Origin of the sequence: Parabacteroides sp. AF18-52, assembly GCF_003479145.1 — a bacterium.
Lineage (GTDB): Bacteria > Bacteroidota > Bacteroidia > Bacteroidales > Tannerellaceae > Parabacteroides > Parabacteroides faecis.
Genome location: NZ_QUGR01000005.1, coordinates 175,067 through 189,359 on the forward strand (window position 1 = coordinate 175,067; position 14,293 = coordinate 189,359).

16 protein-coding genes and 3 tRNA genes are annotated in these 14,293 nt (G+C 48.8%); 14 read left to right on the forward strand and 5 right to left on the reverse strand.

Features of this window, described 5'->3' with window-relative positions; translation table 11 throughout:
* Positions 1-53 precede the first annotated feature (53 nt).
* The 4 genes from DWX23_RS10880 (at position 54) to DWX23_RS10895 (ending at position 2,718) form a co-directional block, all read left to right on the forward strand.
* Positions 54-443 (forward strand): VOC family protein, encoded by a 390-nt coding sequence (locus DWX23_RS10880; protein ID WP_122374616.1) that lies wholly within the window; start codon positions 54-56, stop codon positions 441-443.
* 43 nt (positions 444-486) lie between these two features.
* A complete protein-coding gene (locus DWX23_RS10885; RefSeq protein WP_233587578.1) occupies positions 487-1,029 on the forward strand; it encodes a GrpB family protein in 543 nt (180 codons plus the stop codon).
* A gap of 68 nt (positions 1,030-1,097) precedes the next feature.
* Positions 1,098-1,943, forward strand: a complete 846-nt coding sequence (locus tag DWX23_RS10890) for a GyrI-like domain-containing protein (RefSeq protein WP_122374511.1) — start codon at positions 1,098-1,100, stop codon at positions 1,941-1,943.
* Positions 1,944-1,950: 7 nt separating this feature from the next.
* Positions 1,951-2,718: an N-acetyltransferase gene (locus DWX23_RS10895; protein WP_122354039.1), complete on the forward strand. Its 768-nt coding sequence runs from the start codon at positions 1,951-1,953 to the stop codon at positions 2,716-2,718.
* Between the two features lie 23 nt (positions 2,719-2,741).
* Here DWX23_RS10895 and DWX23_RS10900 read toward each other — a convergent pair whose 3' ends face one another.
* Positions 2,742-3,263, reverse strand: coding sequence for a methylated-DNA--[protein]-cysteine S-methyltransferase (locus DWX23_RS10900; RefSeq protein ID WP_122374512.1), 522 nt, complete (start codon positions 3,261-3,263; stop codon positions 2,742-2,744).
* Between the two features lie 235 nt (positions 3,264-3,498).
* Positions 3,499-3,583: transfer RNA gene (locus tag DWX23_RS10905), tRNA-Ser, on the reverse strand.
* Between the two features lie 190 nt (positions 3,584-3,773).
* On the opposite strand from DWX23_RS10905, the gene trxA reads away from it, so the two are divergent.
* On the forward strand, positions 3,774-4,247 hold the full coding sequence (gene trxA / locus DWX23_RS10910) for a thioredoxin (RefSeq protein WP_122354041.1): 474 nt from the start codon (positions 3,774-3,776) through the stop codon (positions 4,245-4,247).
* A 98-nt stretch (positions 4,248-4,345) separates the two neighbouring features.
* On the opposite strand, the gene DWX23_RS10915 is transcribed toward trxA, so the two are convergent.
* Positions 4,346-4,894 carry a 30S ribosomal protein S16 gene (locus tag DWX23_RS10915; protein ID WP_122354042.1) on the reverse strand — a complete coding sequence of 183 codons (549 nt, stop codon included), beginning with the start codon at positions 4,892-4,894 and terminating at the stop codon, positions 4,346-4,348.
* 194 nt (positions 4,895-5,088) lie between these two features.
* Here DWX23_RS10915 and DWX23_RS10920 point away from each other — a divergent pair, with 194 nt between their 5' ends.
* Positions 5,089-6,732, forward strand: a complete 1,644-nt coding sequence (locus tag DWX23_RS10920) for an ABC-F family ATP-binding cassette domain-containing protein (RefSeq protein WP_122354043.1) — start codon at positions 5,089-5,091, stop codon at positions 6,730-6,732.
* 175 nt (positions 6,733-6,907) lie between these two features.
* Here the strand turns inward: DWX23_RS10920 and DWX23_RS10925 are convergent, their stop codons facing one another.
* Positions 6,908-8,383, reverse strand: coding sequence for a DUF3943 domain-containing protein (locus DWX23_RS10925; protein WP_122374513.1), 1,476 nt, complete (start codon positions 8,381-8,383; stop codon positions 6,908-6,910).
* A 160-nt stretch (positions 8,384-8,543) separates the two neighbouring features.
* Between DWX23_RS10925 and DWX23_RS10930 the strand changes: the two genes are divergently transcribed.
* From DWX23_RS10930 to DWX23_RS10960, 7 genes are all read left to right on the forward strand, one after another.
* Entirely contained in the window at positions 8,544-9,155 is a 612-nt protein-coding gene (locus DWX23_RS10930; protein ID WP_122354045.1) for a trimeric intracellular cation channel family protein, read from the forward strand.
* Positions 9,156-9,185: 30 nt separating this feature from the next.
* On the forward strand, positions 9,186-10,244 hold the full coding sequence (locus DWX23_RS10935) for an asparaginase (RefSeq protein ID WP_370449275.1): 1,059 nt from the start codon (positions 9,186-9,188) through the stop codon (positions 10,242-10,244).
* Positions 10,245-10,290: 46 nt separating this feature from the next.
* On the forward strand, positions 10,291-11,094 hold the full coding sequence (locus DWX23_RS10940; protein ID WP_122354047.1) for an MBL fold metallo-hydrolase: 804 nt from the start codon (positions 10,291-10,293) through the stop codon (positions 11,092-11,094).
* A 115-nt stretch (positions 11,095-11,209) separates the two neighbouring features.
* Positions 11,210-11,282: transfer RNA gene (locus DWX23_RS10945), tRNA-Lys, on the forward strand.
* Positions 11,283-11,300: 18 nt separating this feature from the next.
* Positions 11,301-11,373, forward strand: a tRNA-Lys gene (locus DWX23_RS10950).
* A gap of 195 nt (positions 11,374-11,568) precedes the next feature.
* Positions 11,569-12,192 carry a hypothetical protein gene (locus DWX23_RS10955; RefSeq protein WP_122374514.1) on the forward strand — a complete coding sequence of 208 codons (624 nt, stop codon included), beginning with the start codon at positions 11,569-11,571 and terminating at the stop codon, positions 12,190-12,192.
* 130 nt (positions 12,193-12,322) lie between these two features.
* Positions 12,323-12,556, forward strand: coding sequence for a YecH family metal-binding protein (locus tag DWX23_RS10960; protein WP_122354048.1), 234 nt, complete (start codon positions 12,323-12,325; stop codon positions 12,554-12,556).
* Between the two features lie 206 nt (positions 12,557-12,762).
* On the opposite strand, the gene DWX23_RS10965 is transcribed toward DWX23_RS10960, so the two are convergent.
* Positions 12,763-13,053: a hypothetical protein gene (locus DWX23_RS10965; protein WP_222941130.1), complete on the reverse strand. Its 291-nt coding sequence runs from the start codon at positions 13,051-13,053 to the stop codon at positions 12,763-12,765.
* A gap of 317 nt (positions 13,054-13,370) precedes the next feature.
* Between DWX23_RS10965 and DWX23_RS10970 the strand changes: the two genes are divergently transcribed.
* The gene (locus DWX23_RS10970) at positions 13,371-14,231 is read left to right on the forward strand and encodes a pyridoxamine kinase (RefSeq protein WP_122354049.1); all 861 of its coding nucleotides are present in this window, start codon (positions 13,371-13,373) and stop codon (positions 14,229-14,231) included.
* Positions 14,232-14,293: the final 62 nt, after the last annotated feature.

Consider the following 14,293-nt stretch of genomic DNA (forward strand, 5'->3'; position numbering starts at 1 on the left):
CATCTCTTTCCCGGAAATTCCATATCTCGAAAACTTATCTTATCTTTGGAAACATGGAAACAAAGCAAGCAACAATCAACCGGATCAACATCGTGATCGACTGTAAGGACGCGGGCCTCATGGCTTCCTTTTACAGCCGCCTCCTCAACTGGCAGTGGACACACCCGCAGGCAAACGGCTGGTCGGCCATCACCTCTCCCACCGGCATGGTCATCGCCTTCCAGGAGATAGAAGAATACGAACCGCCCGTCTGGCCCTGGCAAGAAGGGAGACAGGGACAAATGCTCCACCTCGACTTCTACGTCGACGACCTGGAAGAAGCCATCCGCCACGCCCTCAGCCTGGGAGCCAGCTTGGCCGGCGAGCAATACTTCAAAACTTCCCGTACACTGCTCGACCCCTCCGGCCATCCTTTCTGCCTGGATACGGACGAACCGGAATAACCTTTCCAACCCTACCGTCATGAAAAATAAGAATTTAAACGAAATGAGTAACGAAGAACTCTGGCAGCTGTTCCCGATCATCCTCTCGGCACACGACCGGGACTGGCCCAATCGTTACGAAACAGAAAAAGACCGCCTCGTGAAAGCCATAGGAGCGGAAAACATCGTCCGCATCAGCCATATCGGAAGCACATCCGTACCGGGACTGACAGCCAAACCGACGATCGACATATTGCTGGAAATACAACAGAAAACCGACCTTGCCCGCTTCATCCCGACCATCGAAGCGGAGGGTTACATCTATTCCCCCCAACCCGGGAATCCGCCTCCTCATATGATGTTTATGAAAGGCTATACCCCCGAAGGCTTTAAAGGTCAGGCCTTCCACCTCCACATAAGATACTCCGGCGACTGGGACGAACTCTATTTCCGCGACTACCTTCTCTCCCATCCCGACACGGCGCAAGCCTACGGAGAATTGAAAGTCAAACTACAAAAAGAGTATGAACATGACCGCGACGGCTACACCGATGCGAAAACCGGTTTCATCCGCGAAATAACGAACCGGGCAAAAGAACAGATTTGAATTTGGCCGGATTGGACAACTCCCGGTCAGTATAGATTGCCTACTTTTGTCGCTAAAGAATCAGAAGCATGCGAAGCAGTACCGAAAATATCTATCAGGAAAAGGTGAACCAGGTAATCGATTACATCAGCGCTAACCTGCACCAGCCGTTACAACTGGACGTTATAGCCGGAAGGATCTGTGTATCCCGGCGGCAGTTGCTCCGCATCATGCGCTCCGCCCTCGATGAATCCCTCTATGCCTACATGGCCAGGCAGCGGATGGAACGGGCCATCATGTATATGCAGACGGAGGAGATGACGCTTGCCGAACTGGCCGCGCGGGTAGGCTACGACAATCCGCAATCGTTCTCGAAAGCCTTCAGGAAGCTGTTCGGAATCTCGCCGAAAGCCTATATCAACGAGTTGAACGCCCGCTTGCAGGAATATGTGAAAAGCAGCGGTGGCAAATACGAAACCGTCCCTTCGGAAATCTGCGAGGAGGAAGACCTGAATCTGATTTATATCCGCATCGTGGGACAATACGGGGAGGAAAAGCCTTACGAAACGGCCTGGAACAAGCTGATAAAGTTCCTGGAAGAAAAGCAGGCACTATCCGCCGCCACCCGCTTCATCGGCCTGAGCTTCGACGATCCGAATGTCACCACAGCCGGACAATGCCGCTTCTACGCCTGTGCAACGGTGGATAAGCCGGTCGAAGCGGCAGGCGTCTTCGGCACACTCCGGCTGCGGAAAGGGAAATATGCCGTTTATACGTTGAAAGGCAGTTATTCCAGCCTGCAGGAGTTTTACAACAACATCAGCGTCAGCTTCAACCACACCATCCGCCACGGGATGCCTTTCGAGGAATACATCCATTACACCGGGACGAACAGCGAAGCGGCTCTAACCAAGATTTACATACCCATAAAATAAGATCATCATGGAAACGAAATACATCACCCTGACGAAGGAAAACATCGCAACCGAACATATCTGCTGCGCCTTCTCCGACAAGAAATGCAAGGAAAGTTACGAGCTGAAAAAAGAATGGCTCAGGAAAGAGTTCGATAACGGATACGTATTCCGCCGTCTCGACGAACGCGCCAAGGTATTTATCGAATATGTTCCCGCCGAAAAGGCATGGGTTCCCGTCGATGCCCCCGGTTATCTGATGATAAACTGCTTCTGGGTTTCAGGGCAGTACAAAGGATGCGGGCACGGAAAGGCCCTGTTGCAATCCGCCATCGACGATGCCAGGACACAGGGAAAGGCGGGGCTGGTCACCGTAGCGGGCACCTCCAAGTTCCATTTTATGAGCGACACCAAATGGCTTTTGCGCCAGGGTTTCCAAACGGTGGAGAAGCTGCCTGACGGTTTCAGCCTGCTGGCTTTGAAAATCGACTCCGAAGCCCCCGACCCGTCGTTCAGGGCAAGCGTGCGAAGCGGGGAATGCGAGGAGAAGAACGGCGCGGTCGTCTATTACACCAACCGTTGCCCGTTCACGGAATTTCATGTACGCGGTACGCTGGCAGAGATGGCCGAAAGGAAAGGTATACCGCTGAAAATCATCAAACTGGAGACGATGGAACAGGCACAGGACGCTCCTACCCCGGCTACCCTGTTCACTCTTTTCTACAACGGGAAGTTCGTTACGACCGACGTCAGCGTATGTATGGAGAAGCGGTTCGAGAAGATTGTCGGGATTTGATCGCCCGTCTGCCAGCAGACGGGTTACCCGAACAGGCCGGCAGGCGACTCCAATTCGAGCAGCAGCTTCTTTGCCGGAAGACCTCCGGCATAACCTGTCAGTTGGCGGTTGCTGCCGATAATACGATGACAGGGCACAAAAATCGAGATAGCATTCGCACCGTTAGCCGCCGCCACCGCACGCACTGCCTTGGGATTGCCCAGGCGTTGGGAAAGCCCGGCGTACGACTCGGTCGCTCCATAAGGGATCTTCAGTAGTTCATTCCAGACCTTTTTCTGAAAATCGGTTCCGGCAAAAAGCAGGGGGATATCGAAAAAGGTACGTTTATGGTCGAAATATTCGTCGAGCTGGGTGATCGCTTCTTCGATCGCCGCGGATCCGCCCTCCTCATATCCGGCATGCAATTCTTTCTGAAGCCGGGCGTCGATCAGCTTTCTACGCTCCTCATCCTGCCAGTCGCACAGGCATAGTTTATCACCGTATGAACCGATAATCAATTTTCCGCAAGGGGACTGATAGTATTGTATCCGGATCGTTTCTTCCATTTGGGTATCGTATTTATTTGTATGACAGCAAATCTACAAACTTTACAGGGAGGAAACAACAGGATAACAGGTGTTTTCATACATTTTAAGTTATAGGGAAACTGTCCGTTGTTTCAACAAAAAAGATACATTGCCCGGATAGGATACATGAATTTTCCAGATAAAAGACATTCGAAGTCTGCATAAAAAGAAAAATCCTCATAAACCTAAGTTTACAAGGACTTCTTATACTCTGCGGAGAGATAGGGATTCGAACCCCAGGAACCTCTCAGTTCAACGGTTTTCAAGACCGCCGCAATCGACCACTCTGCCATCTCTCCAGTACGTTTTGCTATCGTTTTCTCTCGATTGCGGTGCAAAGGTAGTGATTATTTTTATATCTCCTAATCTTTGGAGAGATTTTTTTCTTTTTACGCTAATATTTTTCTTTTAACCGCAAGGGATGGGAGTTGTATCCGTTTTATTGCTATTTTTGTATTCTATAATTATCAATGAAGTAATAAGTTTTATATGAGAAAGTTGAAAGATTTATTCCTGATTTCAGTCGTGTTGCTGCTCGTCAGTTGCTCCATGTCTGCCAAATCGGATAAAAACGAAACGGGAGGTGTCGCTGCTCAGGGCGAAGTGGTCGTTCTGAACAAGGCAGATTTCCTGACCAAAGTATATAATTACGAAAAAAATCAATCGGAATGGGTGTACGAAGGCACCAAACCTTGCATCGTGGATTTCTATGCCGACTGGTGCGGACCCTGCAAGAAAGTGTCGCCGATCCTGAAGGAACTGGCCGGAGAGTATAAGAACGACATCATCATCTATAAGATCAACGTCGATAACGAAAAGGAACTGGCCGCCGCTTTCGGCATACAGAGCATCCCTACCCTGCTGTTCATCCCGGCAAAAGGAAAACCGCAGATCGCACAGGGCGCGCTTTCAAAGGAACAGTTCGTTGAACAGATCAACGGATTCCTGCTGGGTAAAAAGTAATTTTCAGCCACGTGGTTATATCATTCCACGTGGTTTCAACCATAAAAAAAGAGGGCACCTCAACGAGATGTCCTCTTTTTTATTTGGCATTGAGCGAATTATTCAGCGCTTTCTGCTGCGGGAGCTTCTTCTGCAGGAGCGTTGGCTGCTGCTTCTTCAGCTGCCTTTGCTGCAGCAGCTGCTGCTAATTCTGCTTTCTTTTTAGCTACTTCTTCAGCTTTTGCCTTGTTAGCTTCTTTTTCAGCGTCCATACGAGCTTTTTCAGCAGCCTTAGCTGCTTCGCTGTCTTTAGACTTTACTGCTTCAACAGAAGCCTGTTTGTTTTTCAACCAAGCCTGGAACTTTGATTCCGCTGCTGCTTCGTCGAATGCACCTTTCTTTACACCTTCCAGTAAATGCTTTTTCATGCATACACCTTCGCGTGACAGAATGTTGCGAGTTGTGTCTGTAGGCTGTGCACCTACCTGTAACCAATACAAAGCTCTTTCGAAGTTCAAATCTACTGTAGCAGGATTAGTGTTCGGATTATAAGAACCTATCCTTTCAATAAACTTTCCATCACGTGGAGCCCTGCTGTCTGCGACTACGATCTGATAAAAAGCGTAGCTTTTGCGACCGTGTCTCTGCAATCTAATTTTTGTTGCCATGTTTGAATAATTAATTTAAGCTGTTTGTATTAGCGGGTGCAAAGATAAGTTGTTTCGATTCATAAAACAAATCTTCGGAGAGGAAATATCCGGGAAATCCGGACTTTTTATGCGACAAATTGGATCGCCGGTTGCTTTTACAGACATTTTTCCTACCTTTGCGCCTTCTTTTTACACATATATATAATGTACGTATGATTTCTATAGACGGACTTACAGTAGAGTTTGGCGGAAGCGCCCTCTTTTCTGATATATCTTTCGTGATTAACGAGAAGGACCGGATCGCCCTGATGGGGAAAAACGGTGCGGGCAAATCGACTTTGCTCAAAATACTTGCCGGGACACGCGAACCGACACGCGGAAAAGTGTCGGCACCCAAAGATACGGTGATCGCTTACCTGCCCCAGCACTTGATGACGGAAGACGGCCGGACGGTTTTTGAAGAAACGGCACAGGCCTTCGCCCACCTGCATGAGATGGAAGCGGAGATCGAGGCGATCAACAAGGAGCTGGAGACACGGACCGACTACGAATCGGACAGTTATATGGAGCTGATCGAGCGTGTCTCGACACTCAGCGAGAAGTTTTATTCGATCGAAGAGATCAACTATGACGCCGATATCGAGAAAACATTGCTCGGACTGGGATTCAAGCGCGACGACTTCGGGCGGCAGACCAGCGAGTTCAGCGGCGGATGGCGCATGCGTATCGAGCTGGCAAAGCTGCTGTTGAAGAAACCCGACGTGCTGCTGCTGGACGAGCCGACCAACCATCTGGACATCGAATCGATCCAGTGGCTCGAAGACTTCCTGATCGACAACGGACAGGCGGTGGTTGTGATCAGCCACGACCGCGCGTTTGTCGACCATATCACCACCCGTACGATCGAGGTCACGATGGGCCGCATCTACGACTACAAGGTGAATTACAGCAGTTACCTGCAACTCCGCCAGGAACGCCGCGTACAGCAGCAGAAAGCCTTCGACGAGCAGCAGAAGATGATTGCCGAAACAAGGGAATTTATCGAACGTTTCAAAGGTACATACTCCAAGACCCTGCAGGTGCAGAGCCGCGTCAAGATGCTTGAAAAGCTTGAGATACTGGAGGTGGACGAGGAAGACACTTCGGCACTTCGCCTGAAATTCCCACCCTCTCCCCGCTCCGGCAACTATCCGGTGATCGTGGAGGACGTGGCAAAGGCGTATGGCGACCATGTGGTGTTCCGCAACGCCAACCTGACCATCGAACGGGGCGACAAGATCGCTTTCGTAGGGAAAAACGGTGAAGGAAAGTCCACCCTCGTGAAATGTATCATGAAAGAGATCGAACACGACGGCACACTGACGATCGGGCATAACGTGATGATCGGCTATTTTGCGCAGAACCAGGCTTCGATGCTGGACGAGAACCTGACGGTTTTCCAGACCATCGACGACGTGGCGGTGGGCGATATCCGCAACAAGATCAAGGACTTGCTGGGCGCGTTCATGTTCGGCGGCGAAAATTCAGCCAAGAAGGTGAAGGTTCTGTCGGGAGGCGAGCGCACACGTCTGGCGATGATCAAGCTGCTGCTCGAACCGGTCAACCTGCTGATCCTCGACGAGCCGACGAATCACCTGGACATGAAAACGAAAGACATCCTGAAACAGGCGTTGCTCGACTTCGACGGTACGCTGATCGTGGTGTCGCACGACCGTGACTTCCTCGACGGCTTGGTAACCAAAGTCTACGAGTTCGGCAACCAGCGGGTGACGGAACATCTGGAAGGCATCTACGAATTCCTGCAACGGAAGAAGATGGAAAACCTGAACGAGTTGGAGAGAAACCAGAAGAAATAAAACGCTCCGCCACGAAGGTGTGCGGAGAAGAGACAGGCGAGCAACAGGCGGCCGTCCACAGAGCAGCCGACCTATCTCCTGAAAAGGATGCATGCTTTTCCGAAAAAGGGTGCATGCTTTTTCAAAAGAGGATGCACCCTTTTTATCGAAAGGGCGCATCCTTTTTTTTGCGAGTTTAAATCTTCACTCCGAAAGTGAGCATGAGGTCGTAAGTGGCGCGGTTCACGTCGTCATGATAGCTATAATGCGTGCGCCGCGAGAAATAGCGGTTCGAGAGCGCGATATTCCATTTTTTCCCGGAGAAATAAACCAGCTTGATGCCCATCACCGTCAGGCGTGAATGCCCTTTGTCGCCCTGTACGCTGAAGGTATTCGGGTCGACCGTACTCAAATCGATGTCCGGATTGTAACCTTTCCAGGTAAAAATATGGTAGTTCTCCATATTCAGCAGAAACGACCAGTGCCTGTTGTAAGTCAACCCCGTGAAAGCCTTCACACTATAACCGCTTCCCATATTGTAATCGCGTTCGTCGAGGCGGAAATAATCGGACGAGCCACCGCCCAGGGCGACACCGTTCACATAAAATTCGCCGTAAGCATCCACCTTGTCACTCGGTTCCGACCGTTTGTAATAGATCAGGCCGCCACCCACCGCTGCCGCTTCCGAGATGCGGTAAGGGGAAACTTTGTCGCCCTCGCTGTCGCGCAGCTGCGAGTCATAATAGTCAAAATGCTGGAAAATACCTGCCGTCAACGTGCGCGGACCTTTCTCCCACACCCGTTTCCCCCACAGGGCGCCGATGGCATTCACCTGGGTGATGACGGGCTGACTGGAGAAGAAATCGAAACCGGCACGCAGTTGGAACCACTCGTAGGGCGAATAGAACTCATCTTCAAACGGGTCGCCATAATCCAGCCGCAGCGACAGGTGCATACTGGTCGTGCCATGCTTCGAATGCTCCTGTTCGGCCAGGAAACGGGGACCGGCACTCACGATAAAGTTCACGGGCACAAACGAATAGGTACGGCCTTTGTGCGGACGATGACGCCACGCCTCACCTGTTATCAGACGGTTGATGCCGCGCACGGGCGATATCAGTCCCGAAAGGATCTCGCGCCCGACACGCTCGGCTCCCGAGGTACGGTCGTCGATGAAAAGGTCGGACAAGCGGTAGGTGATCTCACCCAGCTCCACGCCGCCGAACGTAGTGGCCATCAGGTCGTTGATGGAGGGCGGCTCCGCCTCCATGAAGAATTCCCACATCAGACTTCCTCCGGCGGCGAAGGGAATGGATTGCCAGAAGTTCATCCCATTGCTACGGGCAGCATTGAAATACAACGATCCATGATAAGGATGCGCCACCAGGTTGGTAGAGAATTTATCCGTGTCCCAGACGGGACCTGTCTTGAAATTGTTCTTGATCGTACGGCCATTGATGCGGGCGAAGTCTTCGTTCATCGCAAAACGGTCGAAGGCCCAGATCGCCATGTTCAGGCCAAACACCTCACCGGCTGCCAGCCAAGGCTTCTTAGGCATAAAGGTGGTCGAGTCGCTCACGTAATTTCTTGTATCCATTTTTGGGAAGTGCTGCGCCCGAATCCATTGGGTCGAAAACAGAGCCAGCACCCCTATCCAAATAAACTTTTTCATTTTTTTTCAATCTTGTGCCTTAAAGACTAATCAACTAACTCATGCAAACTTATACATAATTAACAGTATGGAACTCGTTTGGTTTAAATTATTCTTAGGTTGTGTTGCTAGAAACAGACACAATTCAAAGGAAATACTTACTTTTGCAGAAAAAAACAAAATGATAGATTTCATTACCTTTTGCGACTACACCGGAACGTTCGCCTTCGCAATTAGTGGGATCAGACTAGCTTCTGCCAAACAATTTGATTGGTTTGGCGCCTATGTGGTCGGGCTGGTGACGGCCGTCGGAGGCGGTACGATACGCGATATCCTGCTGAACGCGACTCCTTTCTGGATGGAGCAGACTTCTTATTTAACAGTTTCGGCTCTCGCTTTATTATTTGTTATCATCTTCCGGAAATATGTGATCCGGCTGAATAATACCTTTTTCATATTCGACGCCATCGGCCTGGGGCTGTTCGGCGTGGTCGGGATCGCCAAAACACTCGAATTCGGCTTCCCCATGTGGGTGGCAATCGTGATGGGAACGATCACAGGGTCGTTCGGAGGTATGATGCGTGACATATTGATCAACGAGGAACCGCTGATCTTCCGGAAAGATATCTATGCCCTGGCGTGCGTGTTCGGCGGAGGCGTATATTATTTATGTATGCTTGCCGGGCTGAATCCCTCCATCACCCAGTTCGCGGCGGCGCTGGGCATATTCCTGGCACGTATTATAGCCGTAAAATATCACATAAGCGTTCCCGTATTGAAGGGAGAAGAATAAATTTATTACCTTTGCATTATGACAGTAAATATGAACGATCAGCGAGATAAGGCCTCCATCCTGCTCATCTACACAGGCGGAACAATCGGTATGATTGAAAACCCCGAAACCGGAGTATTAGAATCATTTAATTTCCAGCATCTTAGAGACAATATGCCGGAATTGAAGAAGCTCGGTTACGCGGTTTCGACCTATCAGTTCGACCCGGTGCTCGACTCGTCGGAGATGGGCCCCGACTCCTGGATGAAGATCGTGAAGATCATCGCAGACAATTATGCGAAATACGACGGCTTCGTGGTGCTGCATGGCACGGATACGATGTCGTTTACCGCCTCTGCCTTGAGTTTCATGCTCGAAAACCTGAGCAAACCGGTCATCTTCACCGGTTCGCAGTTGCCCATCGGCATGTTGCGAACGGACGGGAAGGAAAACCTGATCACGGCGATCGAAATAGCTGCTGCCAAGGAAAACGGCGTACCGATCGTACCCGAAGTCTGCATCTTCTTTGAAAACGACCTGTTGCGCGGCAACCGGACAAGCAAGATCAATGCGGACAATTTCAACGCATTCCGTTCATACAATTACCCGGCGTTGGCGCATGCCGGTATCTATATCAAATATGACACAGGCCAGATTTATCACCCTGTTTCGCGCAAACCGCTGAAACCCCACTATCTGCTCGACCGCAACATAGCGATCCTGAAGCTGTTTCCCGGCATCTCGCCGCAAGTGGTGGAAAGCATCCTCAATATTCCCGACCTGAAAGGGGTCGTGATGGAAACCTTCGGCAGCGGAAACGCTCCGAGCTACGACTGGTTCCTGAAGATGCTCAAAGAGGCGGTCGACCGTGGCATCGTGATCGTAAATGTAACCCAGTGTTGCGCCGGAAGCGTTGAGATGCACAGATACGAAACGGGCCATAAATTACTGGAAGCCGGCGTTATAAGCGGGTTCGACAGCACAACGGAAAGTGCCGTCGCCAAGCTGATGTTCCTTTTCGGCCACGGACTTTCTCCGGAGGAAGTGAAGGACCACATGAACTGCTCGCTGATCGGGGAAGTGACAATCCCTGATACGTTCCGTTCCTGAATATACTATGTAAAACAGAATGAGCCGCGAGGCGGAATAGAAAAACATGAAACTATCATTTCTTAGCTTAGCAAGTGGAAGCAGTGGTAACTGCTATTATCTGGGTACTCCCGAGTTCGGGATACTGATTGATGCTGGTATCGGAATACGTACCATAAAGAAGGTGTTGAAAGATAAGGCGATCGACTTTTCTAAAATCGTGGCTGTCCTGATAACCCACGACCACGCCGATCATATAAAGACGGTAGGTTGCCTGGGAGAGAAAATGAACATTCCGGTATATTCTACCGCCGCCGTCCACCGGGGGATCGAAAAGAGCCGCTATGTGGAGGAAACCTTGATCGGTTCGCGCCGGATCATCGAGAAGGAAGTGCCTTTCTCGATACGCGATTTCCTGATCACCGCCTTTGAAGTTCCGCACGACAGCACCGACAACGTCGGCTATTATATCGAGTATGGCGATCATAAGTTCACCTTCGCTACCGACGTGGGCCATATCACGGATACGGTCAGCCATTACATGCGGCTGGCGACCCATCTCATCATCGAAGCGAACTATGACGAGGAAATGTTGAAGTTCGGCACCTACCCCGCTTTCCTGAAAGAGCGTGTAGCAAGTCCGACCGGCCACCTGAGCAACCGCGAAGCTGCCGAATTCCTGGCCGCCAACTACGACCCCAAACTGAAGGATATCTGGTTGTGCCACCTCAGCCGCGACAATAATCATCCGGAGCTAGCCTATAAAACCGTCGATATCCGTCTTTTCCAGGAGGGTGTCCGTGTCGGCAAAGATGTCTCACTTATAGCACTTAAGCGTACGACTCCGTCTGATATATTTGAATTCGAGTAAAATTTAGTCAGAAAAAAGCGACAAAAAAATTTGCAAAGAAAAATTAAACCCCTATCTTTGCACCCGCAATCGAGAGACAAAGATCACGATCAGGAAACGAAGATAGCAACAGATTGACTTGGTAGCTCAGTTGGTAGAGCAAATGACTCTTAATCATTGGGTCGAGGGTTCGAGCCCCTCCCAGGTCACTCCAAGATACCAACATCGACTTGGTAGCTCAGTTGGTAGAGCAAATGACTCTTAATCATTGGGTCGAGGGTTCGAGCCCCTCCCAGGTCACTTAAAAAGAATTACATTCTTATTCTGAAAGCCTTTCGTAAATAAACTACGAAAGGTTTTTCTTTTTTATGAAAAGATAAAAAACGCATCTATTTTTTTTGCATACAATACAAAGAGAATCAAGCAGAAACAACCGCATTCAAATATAAAAAACTTGAAAATAACAAATCAAAAACAATCTAAATCATCTGTCAAATGAAAAAAATTCTGACAACACTGCTACTGGCATTCATTACCCTGTGTACCATAAATGCCCAACTTCCTTATTCAAAACTACTCGGACTCAGCGAAGATGGCTTAAAAGAAGGACATTTCAAGTACGACAAAAATAAAAACCAGTATGTCCTCAAAAAAAGTAACGGACTTAACAGTACCATGAACGTCCTTAGTGCGATAAACGGACAAACGGCAGACATCAAACCTCATCCTGATGATTATGTCATCGTTCTGCAAGAAGGAAAAGAGAAAGTATCTTCATTAACTGTCGTTTTCTATAAAGACGAAACATTCCACGAAATACAAACATGGTTGGCCGATAATAATATCGATGTACTGGAAACCAGTTCCGGAAAACTGACCATGCAGAAATTTAATTATGAAGATTACGCCGTCGAGTTGGACATTGAAAAGGTGGGAGTAAGCACGACTACAGGAAATACGGCTGCTTTGGCTAAGTCGATCGACGAATCCTATAACATATATACCTATACAATATATACAGGTGTACTTCCCTACTCTAAATGGCATGAAAAACAGGCTGGCAAAAAGGCCAAAAGAGATGAAAAAGGGAAAAAGAAAGATCTGGATGATTTAATGTAAAAACATCACCGATGCCAATTACAGGATATTTAGTTTGTATTTGCATCAGTTATTATTTACTGTAACATTTGTTACATTTTTAAATAGAAGTATCGTGTACCTTTGTTCCAAATTATTTAAGAATTAAAATATGGAACAGTTACATGCACACGAAGTCCTTTTCATGATGGAAGGAAATAGTTATTCGGAAGCCAGCCTGCGGGAAGCTATCATCGGGAAATTTGGCCGGGAACAACGTTTTTATGCTTGTTCGGCTGAAAATATGAATGTGGATGAGTTGATCGAATTCCTGAAACAAAAAGGGAAATTCATGCCGAAGGATGATGGTTTCACTGTGGATATCACGAAGGTTTGCAGCCACTAAAAAGATTTCTTCGGAATGAGAATCACACTTTTTCTGATTAAATAGATAATACTATTTAATACGGCAAATAAAAACCGCCCCATTCTCACGAACAGGGCGGATGTTTGCCCACTAAAGGGCTTGGGATACAACGTTATTAGATATGAGGATTAACGTTATAGAGTAAAAAGTATGATTTCACCAATTACATTGAATTCATAAAAAAATTAGTTAGTCCAATCAACTACAAAATCAACGCCGGGGTCCTCTCTTGTACCCTGCGGCTCCTTAGGGATTTCCCAATCCGTAATAAAAGCACCTGTATAATCAGATCCGTAACCTGCCTCCTGGGTTTTATCGTCGCCGTCAGCAGGCTTTTTACAATTCCATACCGGTGAAGCACCACGTTTGCGTCTTGCAAGGCAAACGGCATACACTGATCTCTGTCTTCTTTTGTTCCCTCCACCCTTCCGGGGGAAGGAATTAGTTTCAGCACCAAAATATTCAACTCCAATCATCTATAAATAAATTTTCTCAAGTGACCCTGGTAAGAGTTTTTTTAACTCTGATGTAAAGGTATCCTACCGAATGTATTGTTTTGCACCCATCTCCAACTATTTTATTTACGAAATTTATAAATGTGGGGCATCGCTTAGCCGGAATACTCCAAAAACGCCAAAACGGGAGAGTGGAAAGAAAAAATACTCCTTTTCTATCAAAGCTGACTGTTTGTTGATAAAATCAGCTTATTTTGCAACGGCTGGCAGAAACGGAGGAAATACGCCTCCAACATTTCGCATCCGCCTGTTGTTGTATTGATACAAAAAGAAAGAAAATGAAGAATAAGACACACCAAAAAAGAGTCGCAGCCATACACGACATTTCCGGCTTCGGAAAATGCTCGCTGACGGTAGCGTTACCCATTTTATCGGCCGCAGGAATCGAGACCTCGGCGCTCCCCACAGCCATCCTCTCCACCCATACCGGAGGAATCAGCGGATACACTTACCGGGACCTGACCGACGATATGCGCCCGATCATGCAGCACTGGAAGTCGCTCGGCATACCATTTGACGCCATCTATACCGGCTATCTCGGATCGTTCGAGCAGCTGGACATCGTAAAGGAGTTCTTCGACACCTTCCGCAGAGACGGCAACCTGATACTGGTCGACCCCGTGATGGGCGACAACGGCGAGCTCTACACCAGCTTCACCCGCCAGTTTGCCGCCGGAATGAGGGCGCTCTGCCAGAAAGCGGACATCATCGTGCCCAACCTGACCGAGGCCGCCTTGCTGCTGGACGAACCTTATCAGCCGGGACCTTATACGCACGCCTACATCGAAAGTATGCTGCACAAGCTGGCTGACCTCGGACCGAAACAGGTGGTCCTGACAGGCGTTTATTTCAAAGATGACGAGCTGGGCGCGGCTACCTACGACCGGACGACGAATGCGGTGGACTATGCCTTCACCAAGAAAGTGCCCGGCTATTACCACGGGACAGGCGATGTGTTCGCAAGCGCCTTGCTGGCCGCCTTGCTGAACGGCTTCACCCTGATCGGAGCGGCCGCTATCGCCGTGCATTTCACCGCCGAAAGCATCCGCCGCACCTATGAAGCAAAGACAGACTACCGCTTCGGTGTTAATTTTGAAGAAAGTTTTCCCGACTTTCTAAAAGAACTGAAACTCATATAAATAGTTTCGATTTTATTTTTCATCTTTGCGCTATTATAATAAAGTATAAACTTGAAACCGCC